Origin of the sequence: Nodosilinea nodulosa PCC 7104 (genome assembly GCF_000309385.1) — a bacterium.
GTDB lineage: Bacteria > Cyanobacteriota > Cyanobacteriia > Phormidesmidales > Phormidesmidaceae > Nodosilinea > Nodosilinea nodulosa.
Map to the genome: position 1 here is coordinate 2,010,736 of NZ_JH976537.1, position 17,576 is coordinate 2,028,311.

Below are 17,576 nucleotides of genomic sequence, written 5' to 3' on the forward strand. Positions count from 1 at the left end.
GAGATGGGGCGTCGACTGAAGCTAGAACCACATTTGACCATTGAGGAACTGGAACAGTGCTATAAATCGGCTAAGAGCGGGATTGAACGGGGACATTATCAGCTGATCTGGCTGTTGCAATTGGGCAAGAGTACCGCTGAGGTCTCTGAGGTTAGCGGCTATAGCCGAGCTTGGATTTATGAAGTGGTTAGAAGCTATAACCGCGAAGGCCCGGCGGCGCTGGGTGACCAACGACAGCATAATCCAGGCCATGGGCAGGTGATTCTCGATGATGAGCGGCAAGCCTTATTGTACCAAGCCTTGCAGGAGGAGCCGCCGGATGGCGGATTCTGGAATGGGCGCAAGGTGGCCGACTGGCTCAGTGAGCACCTAGGCCGTCCGGTTCACCGCCAACGGGGTTGGGAGATTCTCAAGCAGATGGAGTTTTCTCTCAAGGTGCCTCGTCCCGAGCATCAGCACGCCGCTACCGAAGAGGAGCAGCGGGTGTGGGAAAAAAAATCTGCAGGCTCAACTGGAGACGATCCAAACCGCTCATCCCGACGCCGACGTTCAACTATGGGCCATGGACGAACATCGCTTGGGACTCCATCCCATCCTGCGCCGGGTGTGGGTCGATAACTGGTTTGGGTCGCTCAGTGCTCCTGTCCACTGTCGCTATGACTGGTTTTGGCTCTATGGCTTTGTCCATCCTCGCAGCGGGCAAACCTATTGGTGGCTGTTGCCTCGGGTCAATGTCGATCTGTTTAATCGAGCCTTGGCTGATTTTGCCGAACACTTTGGCATTGGCCCCAACCACCGAGTCGTGCTGGTCATGGATCAAGCTGGGTGGCATACCTCAGAGCAGGTGGTCGTACCGGAAGGCCTACACCTTGCTTTTCTCCCGCCTTATTCCCCGCATATGCAACCGGCAGAGCGACTCTGGCCTATTCTCAACGAAGCCTTGGCTAATCGAGTGTTTGAGACCCTCGATGACCTCCTGGAAAAAGTGGAGCGACGCTGTGTACAACTCCTGAACCTGCCCGATTTTATCTCAGGCTTGACCCAGTTCCATTGGTGGAAGGTGTTTCAATGCTAAGTGTGGCTGATTAAGCGGACTTGATATTACAGAATGATTCTCCGGCAACCAATATTCACTGAATCTACTCTGCCCCCGCGGCATGTAATCGATCGGCAAGCTCAGTAATCTTGTCGCCCATGGTCAGCTTTTGGCGCCAGCGAGTAGGGATTCCCAGTTCTCCGTAGTAGGCTCCGGCTACTTGACCACAGATGGCGGCGGTTGTGTCGGCATCATCGCCCAGATTGGCAGCAGCAAGAATGGCTTGTGCGTAGGTTTCTGTGGTTAGAAAACACCAGAGCGCAGCCTCTAAACTGTCGACAACGTATCCCGAACCGCGAATGTCGTCGGCTGGCTTGTTCTGATACTCCCCCCGAGCGATGGCCTGCAGGGCCGGAGATGCAGCCATCTCCAGGTCATTGCCAAAAAGAATTTCTGTTTTACTGGCTCCTGAGAGGGCGCGGAACAGCATGTCCCCAAACAAACGGCTGGCATCGACACATTCGGCGGCGCCATGGGTTGTGCGAGAGCTCTCACCACAGAAGTGCAAAACGCGATCGCGATCTGAGGCATAGAACATGGGCACCGGGGCAAGCCGCATGAGGCAGCCGTTGCCAGCCGACCTGGGATGTGTGGAACCGCTAAATGGATCGCCAGAGATTTTGTACTGAGCCAGAGCCTGCCTGACGGTATTGCCGATGTCAAAGCAGTCGCCAGTGCTGCTGAGGTAGCCGGTTTCGTGCCAATCGCAGTAGCGATTCATTTGATCGACGGCATCAAATCCACCGATTTCAATCAGGCTGGTGGCTAAGCACAGCGCCATGGATGTATCGTCGGTCCACTGGCCAGGCTTGAGGTTAAACGGCCCGCCGCCGACCATATCGACCACCGATGAAAATGAACCACGGCGACGAAATTCGACCGTTGTGCCCACGGCATCGCCAGCGGCCAGCCCCAGTAAGCATCCTCGAAACCGTTCTGATGGATTCATAGAAATTTTTTTAAGCCGGGCGTCAGCGTTATTTTGCTCGATCTCTCTGAAAAATTAAGGGCTCTCTGAAAAATTTAAGGGATGTTGGGTTAATTTACGAACGGTTCCGGCGGCTCTCTTACTTGCGTGGGCTTGAGCCTGGAGGGATGCCCGATTGACTGACAAAACCCTAGAAACCCTTATGCTGCCGTAGGTTGGGTGAAGCGCCAGCGTAACCCAACAAAGCGATTACTGGTGTTGGGTTCTCTCCGCTGGAGACGCTACGCGAACGCTTTGCTCAACACCAACCTCCATCCGAACGTTTGTTGGTCAATCAGGGGGAGAAGCAGGCTGGGAGCTAGCTAACTCAGGCTCTGGCATACGGAAGCACTGTAGTGAGCATTACAACTCCCAGAGACAAACCCCGGCACCATCAGTGAAACGGTCTCCCGCAGCTGCACTGCTGCCCGGAACCGGCATTGGAGAGGCTGTCACCATGCGAATTCTGTTGGTTGAGGACGATCATCTCCTGGCGGTGTCGCTATCGGAAGCCTTGGAAGCTCAGCGCTACACCGTAGATGTTGCCCACGATGGTGAAATCGCCTGGCAGCAAATGAGTCTGTTGCCCTACGACCTGATGCTGATGGATGTAACGCTGCCCCAGGTGGATGGCCTTACCCTGTGCCAGCGCATGCGATCGCACGGCTTGGCGTCCCCGGTGCTAATGCTAACGGCCCGCGATACGAGTTCCGACAAGGTGGCTGGGCTCGATGCCGGGGCAGATGCCTACATGGTTAAACCCTTTGACCTGTCTGAGCTGATTGCCCAAATTCGCGCCCTGCTGCGGCGAGGGCACATGGCCCAACCCACGGCTTTACAGTGGGAAGCCCTGCGGCTGAACCCCAGCACCTACGAGGTGCTGTATCAAAATAATCCTATCTGTCTAACGCCGAAGGAGTTTGCCATTCTGGAGCTGCTGCTGCGCCACGGCCGCCGAGTGCTGAGTCGCCACTTTATTCTAGAGTCGATCTGGCACCTGGAAGATCCTCCGGGTGAGGAAACGGTTAAGGCCCACCTGAAGGCTCTGCGGCAGAAGCTCCGCAAAGCCGGGGCTCCTCGCAACTTCATTGAAACCATCCACGGCTTAGGCTATCGCCTGATGCCCTGCTGAGGCTTGCCCCCAGCGATCGCATCAGTGGACCCTGGGCAAAACGGCTGCAATGCAGGTTCCCCCCGTGGGTTCGCTTTGAACGGTTAAATGTCCTGCCATCAGCTCCACGCAGGTTTTTGCCACCGCTAGCCCCAGCCCCGTACCCTGCACCTGACCCACATTGTCGCCGCGATAAAACGCCTCAAAAATGTGCCCCTGGGCCGCCGTTGGAATGCCGATACCCCGATCGATGACCTGGAAGGTCCAGGTTTCTGCCGTAGCCGTGACCACCAGGCGAATGGGGCAGCCAGGGGGAGAATACTTAACCGCATTGGACAACAGGTTGGTGAGCACCGATTGCAGCAGCTTTTTATCGAAATAGACTTTGACTTCCAAATCCTGGCCCTCTAGCAAAAGGGTTTGGCCGGGCAGAAGCTGAATTTGATCGCACACCTGACGGCAAAACAGCCCCAGTTCTAAAATTTCGGGGTTCACCTCCAGCTTGCCTGCCTCGGCCCGCGTCAGCATTAAGATATCTTCGACCAGCTGCCCCATGCGGCGAGCCGCCAGCTGAATGCGCTCCACTACAGTGGTCTGCTGCTGGGGGGTCAGGCTGTCTCGATTGGCCCCCAGGGACTGGGCGGAAACGCTGATGACGCTGAGGGGAGTCCGCAACTCGTGGGAGGCCATGGAAAACAGGCGCAGTTTTAGATCGCTGAGCTCGCGGCTGCGCCGTAGTTCCGACTGCCAGCGCGTCAGGTAAACCAGCAGGACCGTTGTGAGCAAGAGACCAATTAGCGCCGTCGCCAGCGCGGCCCAGGGGAGGGCGGGATAGCGAGGCGGTAGAAACAAAAGCTGCCACTCCCGCTGACCCAGGCTCAGGGTTGCCGTGCAGCTGAGGCCGGGGGCGCAAAGGAGGGCGGGGCTAGGGATCTCTACCCCAGACCTCCCCACCGGGAATTGCCCTTTGCCCCAGTCGGAAACCACCTGCTGTTTCTCCGCATCGTAGAAACCCAGCAGCTGCTCATCGTCTTTAGCCGTCCGATCCAAGATGTAAAAATCGACGTCGTAATCCAGATCGGTGAGCGACTCTTCCACCACATCGGCGACCCGAAATACGCCCAGAATGTAGCCCTGGAGCCGCTGCCGCCGCTGGGTCAGGCTGATTGCAGATTGGCGATAGACCGGCAGAAACACCAAAAAGCTGTACTGGTTCTCGGCCCTGTCCTGCACCAGCTGAATCCGCCCCGTGGCGGCCATTTCCCCCGTATCCCTGGCGCGCTCCAGGGCGATGCGGCGCGTGCTGTCAGAGGCTAAGTCGTACCCTAACGCGGCCTCATTGGTCTGCCAGGGCTCTAAAAAGGTGACGGGCACGTAGCTGCTGCGCTCTGAGGCCCGCACCAGGTTGCCCGCAGCATTTCGCTCGGTGATGCCCAGCTCTGGCTGTCGGGTTCTGGTCTGGAGCCACTGCTCGTAGGCGGTGCGATCGCGCTGGCTGAGCAGGGGTGCCCACTCCAACGCCTGAATGCCCGGATAGGTCGCGATCGCCCGCTGGACAAATCGACTAAACGCTGGCTCAGTCACAGCTTGGGCATTGGCGCTATACAAGTCGCCCACCGACAGCAGCAGCTCGTTGTAGCGATTGGTGGTGCGCTGCAATGCGGTTGTCAGGTTGTTGATTTGCTTTTGAAACTCGCTTTGGCGAGACAGTCGCTCCCATCGACCCACCCAGAATGTGGCCGCCAAGGTTGTGCCCAGGCCCAAAGCCAGAATAAGCCCGAAGGGAAGATGGCGGGAACGGAAAGACATGGAAATAATCTGCAAGAATGCTTATTGTTGCATAGCTTTTGAAATTGGAAAAACGGCATGACTGAAATGCTTAAACTAGCCGTCAACGGCACTTTAATGCGCGGCCTAGAGCTGAATTCTAACCTCTTAAATGTGGGGGGTAGGTTTCTCTATGAGGCGACAACGACACCCACCTATCGCCTTTGGTCCATTGGCGATGTACACCCTGCGATGGTCCGGGTAAATGAGGGAGGTACAGCGGTAGCCCTAGAGATTTGGGCGGTGCCAGCGGCAGGCTTGATCCAGGTATTACAGCAGGAACCGCCAGGACTCTCGATTGGCAAAGTCAAGCTGAGCAGCGGAGAAGTCGTGCTGGGGGTATTGGCAGAACCCATTTTGTGTGAGGGGCAAACGGAGATTACCAGCTACAACGGTTGGCGGGCTTATATGGCAGAAAGAGCGATCGCCACAAAATGACGTCTTGGGATAATCTTCCCGATTTCTTCCCGATTTCTTCTCGAAATTTTGCCGGGGATAAAGATAGGTTTAAGCCTAACTTTTAGGTGAACTTCAGCTGGCCTCTTTTAGATTGTAGTAATTTTTACTGTTTTTTGAAAGACGCCAGCAAAGTTTATTTTCTACCTTTACCTACACCCCAAACATTGCCATGCGACGCCGACGCCTAATCAAAACCAGCCTGGGTCTGACCGTCGGGCTAACCCTGGCTAACGGGCTCAAAGCCTGTAGCTCCAAACCATCTTCCTCCGATTCAGCCGCTGCCCCCGATGCAGCGGGCAAAGTCTCCGACGCGAAGCTAACCATGGTGCAGGGGGGAGGCTTTCCCAACGGCCTGGATCTGCACCGGGTGGGTACGAACCGCCCGGCCTACGGCATTTCCTGGGCGATGTACGACCGGCTGATGACTTTTGGCACCAAAGAGCTGCCGGATGGGTCGCTTTCCTACGACTACACCGTGCTAAAACCCGAACTGGCAGAAAGCTGGGAAATGGCCGAAGACGGCATGTCCGTCACCTTCAACCTGCGGCAAGATGCCACCTTCCACGATGGCGCGCCGGTCACTGCTAACGACGTCAAATGGTCCTACGACCGGGCCGTATCGATCGGCGGCTTTCCGACCTTTCAAATGAAGGCCGGTGCCCTGGAAAATCCTGACCAGTTTGAGGCCGTCCATGACCACACCTTCCGGGTCAAGTTTCTGCGCCCCGACAAGCTGACCATGATCGACATGGCGGTGCCGATTCCGGTAATTATTAACGCCGAGTTGGTGAAGCCCCACCTGACCACCGAAGATCCCTGGGGGGCCGAGTGGCTCAACAATAACGATGCGGGCGGCGGCGCGTACACCCTGAGCGAGTTCAAGCCCAACGAGCGCATTACCCTGACCCGCTTTGACGACTGGAAGTCTGGCCCCCTGCCCCAGATCAAAGACGTGATTGTGCTGAACGTACCGGAGGCAGGCAACCGCCGCGCTCTGCTGGAAAAAGGCGACATCGACATCAACTACGACCTCTCGGAAAAAGACCAGAAAGAACTGGCGGCGATGGACAAGTTCGCCATGGTCTCGACGCCGATTGAGAACTGCCTGTACTCCGTCGATATGCACAGCAACCCCGAGCTAAAGGGGAAAGAAAACCCCTTCGCCGACGTGAAGGTGCGCCAGGCGGTGGCCTACGCCATTCCCTACGACGCAATTATGGATACGGCGCTGTACGGCCAGGCCGTGCCCATGTACGGCACCGGCAGCTTTGAGCCAGATTCTGTCACCTGGCCCCAGCCCACTCCCTACAAAACCGACCTGGACATGGCCAAAAAGCTGATGGCCGAATCGGGCTATCCCAGCGGATTTGAGACCACCATCGCCTTCGACATGGGCACCAAAGAATGGGCCGAGCCGGCGGTGACCCTAATTCAGGAATCCCTGGCCGAAATCGGTATCACAGCCAGTATCGAAAAAGTGCCCAACGCCAACTTCCGCTCGGTGCTGGTGGAGAAGAGCCGCCCGATGATCATCAACAACTTCGGCGGCTGGCTCAACTATCCCGACTACTTCTTCTTCTACGCCTACCATGGGCAGGATGCGACCTTTAACGGCAGCTCCTACAAAAACCCTGAAATGGACAAGCTGATTGAGGGTGCCCTGGCCTCAGAACCAGGCGAACCCGAATACGAGAAGGATGTGGAGAAATTTATCGGCCTGGCCTGGCAGGAAATGCCTCGGGTGCCCCTGGTGCAGCCGAAGCTTTCGGTGGCGATGCAGCCCAGCGTCAGCGGCTACCAGTACTGGTTCCACCGGCAGCTGGATTTCCGGCAGTTGGAGAAGGCTTAGGAAAGTGGGGGTGCGAGGGTGCGAGGGTGCGGGGGCGCGAGGGTGCGAGGGTGCGAGGGTGCGGGGGTGCGGGGGCGCAAGCTTCTCGGTTCTCAAATGTTTATCCCCTCCACCCCCCTTGCTCCCCTGCTCCCCTGCTCCCCTGCTCCCCTGCTCCCCTGCTCCCCCGCCCCTTCGCGCGCTCTGCCAATGCATCATCCCGCAACTTGAGACCCACCATGGCCAAACATTCCATCAGCAAAATTATCGGACAGCGCATCTTAGGGGCAATTCCCAGCGTCATCGGCGTGGTGATTGTTACATTTCTGCTGACCCGCGCTCTGCCCGGCGACCCGGCGGCCTTCTTTGCTGGACCTGCCGCGACGGCTGAGGCGATCGATGAGGTGCGCCGTAACCTGGGGCTGGATAAAACCCTGCTGGAGCAGTTTTTTCTGTATATCGGCGACCTGTTTCGAGGCGACCTGGGGGTATCGCTGACGACGGGGCAGACGGTGGGGTATGACCTCCTGACCCGACTCCCCGCTTCCCTTGAGTTAACGCTGGCGGGGCTGGTGTTTGCGATCGCCCTGGCTCTGCCCCTGGGCATTCTCGCCGCCACCCGCCCCAACTCCTGGATCGACCACGGCGTGCGCTTGCTGGCCACCGCTGGGGTATCGCTACCCACCTTCTTCACCGGGCTGTTTTTGATCTATGTGCTGTATTATCAGCTGGGCATTGCCCCTGCGCCCCTGGGTCGCCTGGATATTCTGTTCAGCCCGCCCACTCACATCACCGGCTTTTATTTAATCGATAGCCTGCTGACCGGCGATCTGGAACTGTTCTGGGTGGCCGCCTCCCAGCTAGTTTTGCCCGCCATTACCCTGGGGCTGTTTGCCCTGGCCCCGCTGGCCCGCGTCACTCGCGCCTCCATGCTGGGGATGCTCTCCAGCGACTTCATTCGCACCGCTCGCGCCAGCGGTTTGCCGCCTCGCCAGGTGCTGTTTGGCTACGCTTTTCGCAACGCCATGCTGCCAGTGATTACGACTCTAGGCGTGGTGTTTAGCTTTCTGCTGGGGGCCAACATTTTGGTGGAGAAGGTCTTTGCCTGGCCCGGCATTGGCTCCTACGCGGTTGAGGCGCTGGTGGCATCGGACTACGCCCCCATTCAAGGATTCATTCTGACCATGGCGCTGCTGTACGTGGTGCTGAATTTGCTGATCGACCTGCTCTACGTGGTGATTGACCCAAGAGCGGGGGTGGATGCGTAGGAAGGCGGGGGATCCGGGGAGCGGAGGGGCTGGGGGGCGTAAGGGGCCAGATACTCACTGTCTCTCACCTCCTCAATGCTCAGGTGCTCATATCCCTCTCTCCCCATCTCCCCTGCCCCCTTAGCTCCCCTGCTCCCTAGCCCCTAGCTCCCACCCATCCCTCTCCCATGACGACCACCACCTTCCAACACACCCGCTACGTGATCAGCGAAAACTGGATCACCTTTGGCGCTTTCGCTCTGTTTCTAGTGTTCGTGCTGTTCGCCATTTTTGGCGAGGCCGTTGCTCCCTACGATCCGCTGGCCAGCAATTCTGCGATCGCCCTTCAGCCCCCATCCCTCTACCACTGGTTTGGCACCGATCAGCTGGGGCGAGATGTGCTCAGCCGGGTGATGGTGGCCACTCGGCTCGACCTGGGCATTGCGGTGATGGCGGTGGCGCTGTCGTTTTTGGTCGGCAGCCTGTTGGGCACCTGTGCTGGGTACTTTGGCGGCTGGGCTGACCGTATTATCTCCCGCTGCATCGATACGCTGATGGCCTTTCCGCTGTTTGTGCTGGCCATGGGGCTGGTCGCCGCCCTGGGCAACACGGTAGAAAACATCATTCTGGCGACGGCGGTGATCAACCTGCCGCTATATACGCGGGTGGTGCGCTCCGAAGTGCTGGTGCGGCGCGATGCGGGGTTTGTAGAAGCAGCCCGGCTGACCGGCAACGGCGACTGGCGAATCATGGCCAAGCACCTGTTCCCCAACGTGCTGCCGGTGATGATGGTGCATGTGTCGCTCAACATGGGTTGGGCCATTCTCAACGCCGCTGGGCTGTCGTTTATTGGCCTGGGCGTTCAGCCCCCCACGCCGGAATGGGGCATCATGGTGGCCGAAGGGGCGACCTACATTGTCTCGGGGGAGTGGTGGATGGCGCTGTTCCCCGGCGCGGTGCTGATGCTGGCGGTGTTTTGCTTTAACCTGCTGGGCGATGGGCTGCGGGATTTGATCGATCCGAGGATGCGAACTTGAGGAAGGTGGGGGAGCAGGGGAGCCAGGGGGCAGGGGAGAAGGATATTTAGATCAGCCAGGGGGCAGGGTTGTGGATGATTTTGACGAGCTTGCCGAGAATACGGTCGTAGTTGTTTTCGAGTTCTGAGCCTAATTCCTCGCTTAAGTAACCGCAAGTAACCGCAAATTTAATCCAGGTTTGAGTCTCAGCGGCTTCTGCTTCAGAATCGCTCAATTTAGCCACAAAAGCCGCTTTATACCGACGTTTTCGCCATGCCTCAGCCAGGTTTGCCCATGCCGATCGAGACGACCGCCGAATTTGATCCGTTAATGAATAGCGTTCCTCCTTAGGAAAGCACTGGCTCACCTTAAAAACCTGCATCGCCATCTCAAATGCGAGCTGATAAACCTCCAACCCCTGATGCCCCCGAATCGCCATTTTCCAGACCCCTAAAAAACTGCTCCTATTTTTCCCCCCTCTCCCCTGCTCCCCCTCTCCCCTGCTCCCCCTCTCCCCTGCTCCCCCTCTCCCCTGCCCCCACCATGACTCTCCAGCAACCCACCAGTTCCCTAGCCCCCCCGCCCCCTAGCCCCCCCGCCCCCCTGCTTTCGGTTCACAACCTCACGGTCGAATTCCGCACTCGCTCTGGCGTGGTCAAAGCCCTAGAGGCAGTAGACTTTGCCATTAATCCCGGCCAGACCGTCGGCATTGTCGGGGAAAGTGGGTCGGGCAAGTCGGTGACAGCGTTTACTCTGATGGGCGTGCTCGATCGCGCAGGCAAAGTCACGGCTGGTCGAGCGCTGCTTCAGACCGATGCGATCGCTGTGGATCTCCTCAAAGAACCGGAATCGTCGCTGCGGCAGATTCGGGGAAAGGAGGTGTCGATGATCTTCCAGAACCCCCGCACCGCGCTAAACCCGATTCGCAAAGTAGGCAAGCAGATTACCGATGTGCTGCGCTGCCACACGGAGATTCCCCAGGCCGAGCTGAGGCAGAAAGCCCTGGAACTGCTGGCCAGCGTTCGCATCCCCGATCCTGAAAAACGCTACGATGCCTACCCCTACGAGCTATCGGGCGGTCTCTGCCAGCGGATCATGATTGCCCTGGCCCTAGCCTGCTCCCCCAAGCTGCTGATCGCCGACGAACCCACCACAGGGCTCGACGTCACCACCCAGGCGACGGTGATGAACCTGATCAAAGACCTGGCTGACCAGCGCCAGATGGCCACGGTGCTGATTACCCACGACCTGGCCCTGGCATCGGAATACTGCGATCGCATCGTCGTCATGCACGCGGGTCACGTGGTCGAATCGGCCCCCACCCACACCCTGTTCACCCATCCCCGCCACCCCTACACCGCCAAGCTAATCGCCGCCACCCCCGAACCCCACAAAACCTTCGCCGACCTCACCCCCATCCCCGGCAACCTGCCTGACCTGAAGTCGACGAATTTGCCCCCCTGTCGGTTTAGTGGGCGGTGCGATCGCTTTGAAACCGGAGTCTGTGACCAGGTGCCCTTAGCACGAGAATCCCTGGGTGATGGGCATCAGGTGGCCTGTTGGAAACCGCTTTAGGTAGAAGAGAGGGGGAGCAGGGGGGAGGGGGAGCAGGGGGGCAGGAAACGCTATGGTTTTGGATTCTACCGATTGAAAAGTCCCAATTCCAATATCTGGCATCCCCACATATCAAATGCCCTAATTTCAGAATATCCAGCCCCCCTACCCCCCTACGCTCCCCCCTACCCCCCTAGCTCCCCTGCCCCCTAGCTCCCCTGCCCAAATGACCCACCTCACCCAACCACTCCCAATAACCCAAACCCCTCTACTCCAGGTCCGCGATCTGTGCAAAACCTTCCCCGTGAGCAAACAGGCTCACCTTCACGCGGTGGACCATGTTTCCTTCGACATTCAGCCGGGGGAGAGCCTGGGCCTGGTGGGAGAATCGGGCTGCGGCAAGTCCACGCTGATTCGGCTGATTACCCGGCTGCTGGATGTGACCTCGGGGGAAATCCGCTTTGACGATACGATTTTGAGCACCATTGCGGTGCGGCAGTTTCCCCAGAGTGCCTACCGGGCAAAGATTCAGCTGGTGTTTCAAGACCCCACCGACAGCCTGAATCCCCGCTTTACCGCCTACGACACCATTACAGAACCGATTCGGCGGCTCTCGAATCTTAAGGATAAGGCTCAGCTCCAGGGGCGCGCCGCAGAACTGGCCGATCTGGTCGGCTTGCCCCAGGAACTGCTGAGTCGGTTTCCCCACCAGCTCTCGGGCGGCCAAAAGGCGCGGGTGGGAATTGCCCGCGCGATCGCCCTCAACCCCAGGCTGCTGGTGCTCGATGAACCCACCTCGGCCCTGGATGTGTCGGTGCAGGCGGTGATTTTGCATCTGCTGGCAGACCTGAAGGCTCGCCTGGGTATGAGCTACCTGTTTGTTTCCCACGATTTAAATGTGGTGCGGCTGCTGTGCGATCGCATCCTGGTCATGTACCTGGGCAAAATTGTGGAAGCTGGTCCGGTAGAGGAGGTCTTTAACCGCCCCCGCCACCCCTACACCGAGGCGCTCATTTCTGCGATTCCCAGCTTTGAGGCCAAGCCCCACCCAATTTCGCTCAGCGGAGAACCGCGCAGCCCCATCAACCCCAGCCCCAGCGTGTGCCGCCTCTACGGTCGCTGCCCCAAGGGTGAAGACCGCTGCGAGCAAGAGATGCCTACCCTACAGAGCGTGGGGCCAGAACACTGGGCCGCCTGCCATGCCTCAACCGCCCCGACAGCAGTCTCCTAACCCCGCTGCTCAGTCCAAACGGGCGGGCGGGTGCTCAGATGCTGAATTTCCCTCACCCAGGTCCTCTGGCTCCCAGAAGGCTAGCCATTCCTCCTCCGGTGGTCCCCAGAAACTCATCCAGTCAGGCTCTAGGGCTGGGGGCTGGGGCGACCTGCCGCTAGGGCGCTGGGCCACAGGCGTTAATGATTCAAAATCGGGGCACCGCCGCTGCCCTGGCCCCGCTGGGTGTACCGCACAGACCAAATAGGGACTGCGAGCGTTGAACCGACAGCTCCGACACTGCCGCTGAGGAGAGAGGTTGATAGAAACGTTGACCATTGACAAGACACAGCTGCTGTCTACTCAAGCCGATGAAGCAATTTTAGCCCCCACCGATTATTCCAGCACCCATGCAAGCATGGCCGCGAGCTGCTGTTGCGGTTTGCCAGAGCAAGCCCAGCATAGTTACCACCGACAAGCTCGGCACTGGTTTGTTGAGATTATCTGCTGAACATTCAAAATACGTTGCAACGCGGCCCGCATCCTGGCATAGGGTTCTGACGCCGACGATAGGCGCGGCAGCGACGCCTGAGTGCCGCATTTTGAGCCTCATTATGATTGGCAATGTGGCATACCCCTCTGCCATGGGGCCAATGGCCGTCAACGGGTGCTCCAGTTTTACCCAGGACCAAGTGCCGCTGACCTGAGATCCTTCGATCTTCAGCGCGACTTCCAGATCTTCTCGCCAAGTTTTTCGGGTCAGGTAGGCCTTTGGACAATTACAGAGTGCCAAATAGACATTGGCCAAGCCCCCTAGGGGCTGTCATCAATTAATCACCAATGGCCTAGGAATTAGCGGTTACAGCCCCTAGCCTGTTTTTTGGGTCGGGCGTGGCAACACCTGTGGGATAAGGATTGTAGCGAGAATTGATGACACGCCCCAGTACTCGAAGGCTGAAATATCTCCACCGTTTTGGCGCGCTTGGCTCCCTAGCTTCCCCGCTCCCTAGCTTGCAGAAATAAGCCTAAGGTACGGCCTGTAGCCCGATCGCCCATTCCTTCGGTGCGGCTATTTAACGCCATGGCCACGACTGAACTGCGGGGCGCGGAGTCGAGCCATAGCGGTGCTGGTGCGCTCCTCAATCGCTTGCCGCAGTCGCTGCAGCGATATCGCTGGAGGCGCACCCCGTCTGAAAGCGATTCTCGCCCATTTTGTAAGGTCTGTTGGCTCTGGCAGTGAGGACAGGCTATGGCTCTGGAACAGTTGCACTGCTAACGCTTTACCCATCACCGTTTAGCGGACCAGTGCCCATTTAATCAAACAATCCCTCTACGGTTTGGCGAAAGACAATCAGGGCGTGGGTTTCTTGAAAGGGTTTTAGATCTTCTAACAGCTGATCAGAGAGAGCTGTTGCAACGATTGTTTTGATTTCAATATTGGTGTTGTAGCCCGCAATATCGCCCATGCGTCTGCCGTGGCTACCCGCGCCCTTGGCGGGCACAATGGTGTAGCCAGAAACCTTTAGCTCAGTGAGCAGATGGATCAAGCGCTCCTGCAACACCGCTTCGCCGATAATGGTAACGAGAGTACCTTTGGTCAAAGAAGACGACATATAAATCTCCAAAATTAACTACACCGACAAGTATTTAGCTGGTTTGAAAACTTTGCTGCGACATTTGCTGGCCGAGCTCTTTTTCCATTTCCCTGGGAATGCCTGAAACATTAGTGAATGTTGTGCTACTTACATTTATGCCGCCCAGATTGGCATCTTGAAGATCGACCTGGTCTAGCGTGGCCTGGCTTAAATTTGCGCCATACAAATTTGAGCCGCGCATGCTGAGGCTGATCAACGTAGCTCGATGCAAATTGGCGTGGGCTAGGTCGGCATTGTCTAACGTTGATTGTTCGATGACTGCACCAATTAAAACAGAGCGGCGAAAGTCGGCGCTGACTAAGTTCGCATGGCTGAATTGCGCCTCTGCCAAATTGGCATCGGAAAATTTAGCGCCGCACAAATCGGCCTGATCGCCAAACCGAGACAGGCTTAGTTTCGCTCCGGTCAAGTCGGCATTGCACAGATCAGCGCCATCGAAGGTGGTCTCAATGAGGATGGCGCAGACCAAATTTGCATTGCTAAGATTGGCCCGACTTAGCACAGCATGGCTCAGGTTTGCCCCCGCTAAGGTTGCATTGCTCAAGTTTGCGCCAATCAGGCTGGCTTTGTTTAGATTGGCCTTGCTCAGATTGGCGTTGCTAAAATCAACCCCGTCTAGGCATTGCTCGCTAAAGTCTTGCCCGCTCAGGTCTTTACCCGCAAAATCGTGGCTCATCATACACCTCCTAAAACAGGCTCAGCGCCGACTGGCAGCGCCTGCACCTGGCCCGGCCGCTGATGTAGGGTAGGACCGATTTCCAGCAGCTGTAGGGTGATGGGTTCCCTCAGGTCGCGATTGTTTCGCATGGTCCTTAGCGCCTGCTGGTGAGCAGCTTCGACAATGCCCTTGACCTCGCGATCGATCACCTGGGCGGTTTCTTCGCCCACGGAGCGGCGGGCATTGGGCACACTGTCCATTTTTAGCTAACCCTAAAGGAAATCAAGATGAGAACAGCGACAAAGAGAATTGCTCCTGCTCCCAACAAGATATAGCGCTGCTGCTGCCGGGAAGAAGGATACGTGGATGGATATATCTTGGGCTCGGTAGCAAAGTTATTAATCAGCCCTTCATCATCTACTGTAGATCCGGGAATAGCAGCTTCCTCGGTTTGGGCATCGTCATCATGGCGAATATTGACTTGAACTTCAGCAGGAATTAGCTCACTGCCGTCACTAACACTCTTTGAGTCAAGTTTAGCGTCCTGTGGATCGGGCTTGCTATTAACCATGTCATCTCCTTATATAGGTTACGTTGTCTTTTTTTGGCTAATGCATAAATCGAGCATCAGCACAGATATAAGCTGCCTCTCTGCCTACTGCCGTGGTTTCTGAGCAGATTCTTCCGCTTGGTTGACCTGCAATAATTTGCAATCAATTTTGTCTAGTCTAGATCTGTTACGTCGCTGCGAATAAACTTCTAAGTAAGACTCTGGAAAGGCCTCAAACAAGACACGTTCTTTCATAAAAATAATGCGCTCAAGGTAGCAGGCTGCCCCGCGCATGACTCGAACATTTTGAACACTGGCCGTATTGTTGATGTAGTAACAAAGGATAGGGAACGACGATTGAGTCGGCAATTCGGGTGTTAAAAGAGAAAGCAGATAGGTCATAGTGTCAAATGGCTGAAGCCGCCACTTACAAAACTGCTTACAAATGTCCCATGGGGATGTTTCATTAAATGCTTGATTTGCATGAAGTGTATGAGAATGCAATGCATCGTTGCATTTAGCTCCAGGTTTAGCTGCCGCAACGCAAAAAAGGAAGCATCAGGCTAAATTCTTCTCGAAGATAGTCTGGGAACTCCAGGAAGCAGGCTTTTTCCATAGCCTATGATTGGCTACCCAGCCTTGAATATTAGTCTGACACAGCGCCTGAGACAGATGCACCAAATTCCAAACTTCATCAACCAAAGCATCGATATCAATGGGTTTAGACAGATGAGACTCCATATCTTCGATCAAATCTTGAGCAAAACTGGCTGAGCAATAGGCAGAAGCTACAAGGATGGGGATGATCCGATTTTGACCCAGGGCAATAGCCCTAGCCCGCCGAATCAATAGCCTAATGTCCTCGTCTAGAAATCTGATTTCACAGATTAAGATGTCGGGCAAAAAGTGATCTAACAAAGTTAATGCATCCGCAATAAATTCAGCTGTTAGCACCTTTGCGCCGTGGCTCTCAAATAAGGTTTCGCACAGATATCGGCTGTCAAAGTCGTTGTCTACCACAAGGATCTGCACGTTTTTGAGTATGCCAGAGTTAGGAATATTCTGACTTAGATTGGGCACAGCGATAACCCTACCGGGATAAACATCTGGTTGACAAGAGTCGCTTTGAATCTGTCGCAGTGCTCAATCGGTAAATGCAGCACCGCTTTCCAGCGCGGGCATAGCCTGTCAACAATGACCGCAGCGCCAGTACTGCCGATTAGACTGAATATGGCGCACTAAAACATAGGAACAGCAAGGGCATAGTTGCCTAACTCCGATAGTACGCCTTCGATCGGCTGAGCTAAGTGGCCAGTGTGGTTTTTTCAGGGTAGACGTTGGTAATTCAACGGCAGTCGTCATAGCCTTATCCATGGAATAAGCTGACGGCGTGGCTCACTCAAAAGATTGAATGAGGTAGTCAAAATAAGCGCCAACTTCGCCGGCATCTTCCGCTGACAGCAGAGCACAGGCTATGGTCTTCATGACCCGAACGCTTTCGGCTACAGCCTCCAGGGGAGTGCCCAGGGAATTGTACATTTGGCGCATTCCAATCAGGCCAATTTCCTCAATGGGAGCTACGTCTCCAGTGGCTACACCGTAGGTGATGAGGCGCAGGTAATAGTCCATATCGCGCAGACAGGTAGCGGTCATGTCTTTGCCGTAGGCGTTACCGCCGGGAGCCACTAAACTGGGAATGCGCTGAAATAGCTGACTGGCGGCTTGCTTGATGATGCGATCGCGCCCTTCACCCAAGGCCTTAACCAGACGCAGTCGGCGATCGCCGCTGGATACAAATAGCTTAATCTGGTCAAGTTCCCCAGGAGTTAGGTAGCGACACTCGGCATCGGCCCTGACAATTAGCGCGTTGATGATGCTCATATTTTCAGCCTGCTTAACTATGGATAAATTAGACTCACTGAAGCAACCTGACAGGATGTTTGAAAAGTCCTATTTTTTGTAGCAAAAGTGGAGATCTCCCTAAATCCCCTTTTTTTAAGGGGGACTTTTACCCCCCTTTTTAAGGGGGCAGGGGGATCAGCAGGTGGCCAAAGCTACAGCAGATCACTTTTCAAATGCTCTCTGAGAAGGCCAGCGTCAATGTAAAGTGATTCCCCCAGGATAAAAGCTAGGGGAATTGAGAATAAGGCCTAAGGCTGGAGACAACTCGGCTATGGCCTAGTCAATACTTTTTTTGACCTGATCTTTAATATCCTCAGCGGCGTTGCGAACGTTTGCCTCGGCCTGTTTAGCCTTGCCCTTAACCTGGGCCTCATGATTTCCGGTTAGATCGCCAACGGCTTCTTCGATTTTGCCTTCAGCATTTTTAGCCGCCGCTTTAACTCTGTCTTCAATGCTCATAATGATGTTCCTTTTGTATTTGCAATACGCTAAATTT

At 56.1% G+C, this 17,576-nt stretch carries 20 protein-coding genes and 2 pseudogenes; 8 read left to right on the forward strand and 14 right to left on the reverse strand.

Annotation, left to right across the window (positions count from 1 at the left end):
• Nucleotides 1-3 precede the first annotated feature (3 nt).
• Nucleotides 4-1,075 (forward strand): annotated as a pseudogene (locus tag LEPTO7104_RS39335) (IS630 family transposase).
• Nucleotides 1,076-1,139: 64 nt separating this feature from the next.
• Here the strand turns inward: LEPTO7104_RS39335 and LEPTO7104_RS0109120 are convergent.
• Nucleotides 1,140-2,045 (reverse strand): ADP-ribosylglycohydrolase family protein, encoded by a 906-nt coding sequence (locus tag LEPTO7104_RS0109120; protein WP_017298261.1) that lies wholly within the window; start codon nt 2,043-2,045, stop codon nt 1,140-1,142.
• A gap of 475 nt (nt 2,046-2,520) precedes the next feature.
• On the opposite strand from LEPTO7104_RS0109120, the gene LEPTO7104_RS0109125 reads away from it, so the two are divergent.
• Nucleotides 2,521-3,195 carry a response regulator transcription factor gene (locus tag LEPTO7104_RS0109125; RefSeq protein WP_017298262.1) on the forward strand — a complete coding sequence of 225 codons (675 nt, stop codon included), beginning with the start codon at nt 2,521-2,523 and terminating at the stop codon, nt 3,193-3,195.
• Between the two features lie 21 nt (nt 3,196-3,216).
• On the opposite strand, the gene LEPTO7104_RS0109130 is transcribed toward LEPTO7104_RS0109125, so the two are convergent.
• Nucleotides 3,217-4,983, reverse strand: a complete 1,767-nt coding sequence (locus tag LEPTO7104_RS0109130) for a CHASE domain-containing sensor histidine kinase (RefSeq protein ID WP_026072514.1) — start codon at nt 4,981-4,983, stop codon at nt 3,217-3,219.
• Nucleotides 4,984-5,040: 57 nt separating this feature from the next.
• Between LEPTO7104_RS0109130 and LEPTO7104_RS0109135 the strand changes: the two genes are divergently transcribed.
• The 4 genes from LEPTO7104_RS0109135 (at nt 5,041) to LEPTO7104_RS0109155 (ending at nt 9,572) form a co-directional block, all read left to right on the forward strand.
• Nucleotides 5,041-5,439: an allophanate hydrolase-related protein gene (locus tag LEPTO7104_RS0109135; protein WP_017298264.1), complete on the forward strand. Its 399-nt coding sequence runs from the start codon at nt 5,041-5,043 to the stop codon at nt 5,437-5,439.
• 190 nt (nt 5,440-5,629) lie between these two features.
• Nucleotides 5,630-7,309 carry an ABC transporter substrate-binding protein gene (locus tag LEPTO7104_RS0109140; protein WP_017298265.1) on the forward strand — a complete coding sequence of 560 codons (1,680 nt, stop codon included), beginning with the start codon at nt 5,630-5,632 and terminating at the stop codon, nt 7,307-7,309.
• Nucleotides 7,310-7,527: 218 nt separating this feature from the next.
• Nucleotides 7,528-8,556, forward strand: coding sequence for an ABC transporter permease subunit (locus LEPTO7104_RS0109150; RefSeq protein ID WP_017298267.1), 1,029 nt, complete (start codon nt 7,528-7,530; stop codon nt 8,554-8,556).
• A gap of 167 nt (nt 8,557-8,723) precedes the next feature.
• Nucleotides 8,724-9,572, forward strand: coding sequence for an ABC transporter permease (locus LEPTO7104_RS0109155; RefSeq protein WP_017298268.1), 849 nt, complete (start codon nt 8,724-8,726; stop codon nt 9,570-9,572).
• A 46-nt stretch (nt 9,573-9,618) separates the two neighbouring features.
• Here the strand turns inward: LEPTO7104_RS0109155 and LEPTO7104_RS0109160 are convergent, their stop codons facing one another.
• Nucleotides 9,619-9,990 carry a four helix bundle protein gene (locus tag LEPTO7104_RS0109160; RefSeq protein ID WP_017298269.1) on the reverse strand — a complete coding sequence of 124 codons (372 nt, stop codon included), beginning with the start codon at nt 9,988-9,990 and terminating at the stop codon, nt 9,619-9,621.
• Between the two features lie 104 nt (nt 9,991-10,094).
• Here LEPTO7104_RS0109160 and LEPTO7104_RS0109165 point away from each other — a divergent pair, with 104 nt between their 5' ends.
• The gene (locus tag LEPTO7104_RS0109165) at nt 10,095-11,126 is read left to right on the forward strand and encodes an ABC transporter ATP-binding protein (protein WP_017298270.1); all 1,032 of its coding nucleotides are present in this window, start codon (nt 10,095-10,097) and stop codon (nt 11,124-11,126) included.
• A gap of 205 nt (nt 11,127-11,331) precedes the next feature.
• Nucleotides 11,332-12,336 carry an ABC transporter ATP-binding protein gene (locus LEPTO7104_RS0109170; protein ID WP_017298271.1) on the forward strand — a complete coding sequence of 335 codons (1,005 nt, stop codon included), beginning with the start codon at nt 11,332-11,334 and terminating at the stop codon, nt 12,334-12,336.
• 9 nt (nt 12,337-12,345) lie between these two features.
• On the opposite strand, the gene LEPTO7104_RS43550 is transcribed toward LEPTO7104_RS0109170, so the two are convergent.
• The 11 genes and pseudogenes from LEPTO7104_RS43550 to LEPTO7104_RS0109210 all read right to left on the reverse strand — a co-directional run bounded on the left by LEPTO7104_RS43550 (nt 12,346) and on the right by LEPTO7104_RS0109210 (nt 17,539).
• Nucleotides 12,346-12,654, reverse strand: a complete 309-nt coding sequence (locus tag LEPTO7104_RS43550; protein WP_225886954.1) for a DUF6464 family protein — start codon at nt 12,652-12,654, stop codon at nt 12,346-12,348.
• A gap of 159 nt (nt 12,655-12,813) precedes the next feature.
• Nucleotides 12,814-13,036 (reverse strand): annotated as a pseudogene (locus tag LEPTO7104_RS44010) (IS1 family transposase); the annotation flags it as partial.
• A 269-nt stretch (nt 13,037-13,305) separates the two neighbouring features.
• A complete protein-coding gene (locus LEPTO7104_RS43560; RefSeq protein WP_155523885.1) occupies nt 13,306-13,566 on the reverse strand; it encodes an IS1/IS1595 family N-terminal zinc-binding domain-containing protein in 261 nt (86 codons plus the stop codon).
• Between the two features lie 62 nt (nt 13,567-13,628).
• A complete protein-coding gene (locus LEPTO7104_RS0109180) occupies nt 13,629-13,928 on the reverse strand; it encodes a P-II family nitrogen regulator (protein ID WP_026072515.1) in 300 nt (99 codons plus the stop codon).
• Between the two features lie 34 nt (nt 13,929-13,962).
• Complete coding sequence (locus LEPTO7104_RS33295) at nt 13,963-14,649, reverse strand: pentapeptide repeat-containing protein (protein ID WP_083887039.1); 687 nt, start codon at nt 14,647-14,649, stop codon at nt 13,963-13,965.
• Nucleotides 14,646-14,888: a hypothetical protein gene (locus tag LEPTO7104_RS0109190; protein ID WP_017298275.1), complete on the reverse strand. Its 243-nt coding sequence runs from the start codon at nt 14,886-14,888 to the stop codon at nt 14,646-14,648. Before LEPTO7104_RS0109190 ends, LEPTO7104_RS33295 begins: the two co-directional genes overlap by 4 nt.
• Nucleotides 14,889-14,890: 2 nt before the next feature.
• Nucleotides 14,891-15,199, reverse strand: a complete 309-nt coding sequence (gene psb34 / locus LEPTO7104_RS0109195) for a photosystem II assembly protein Psb34 (RefSeq protein WP_017298276.1) — start codon at nt 15,197-15,199, stop codon at nt 14,891-14,893.
• 84 nt (nt 15,200-15,283) lie between these two features.
• Complete coding sequence (locus LEPTO7104_RS38080; protein ID WP_071527204.1) at nt 15,284-15,580, reverse strand: DUF1830 domain-containing protein; 297 nt, start codon at nt 15,578-15,580, stop codon at nt 15,284-15,286.
• A gap of 156 nt (nt 15,581-15,736) precedes the next feature.
• Nucleotides 15,737-16,198, reverse strand: coding sequence for a response regulator (locus LEPTO7104_RS33300; protein WP_196358101.1), 462 nt, complete (start codon nt 16,196-16,198; stop codon nt 15,737-15,739).
• Between the two features lie 375 nt (nt 16,199-16,573).
• On the reverse strand, nt 16,574-17,059 hold the full coding sequence (locus LEPTO7104_RS0109205; protein WP_017298278.1) for a globin family protein: 486 nt from the start codon (nt 17,057-17,059) through the stop codon (nt 16,574-16,576).
• A gap of 297 nt (nt 17,060-17,356) precedes the next feature.
• On the reverse strand, nt 17,357-17,539 hold the full coding sequence (locus LEPTO7104_RS0109210) for a CsbD family protein (RefSeq protein ID WP_017298279.1): 183 nt from the start codon (nt 17,537-17,539) through the stop codon (nt 17,357-17,359).
• Between the last annotated feature and the right edge of the window lie 37 nt (nt 17,540-17,576).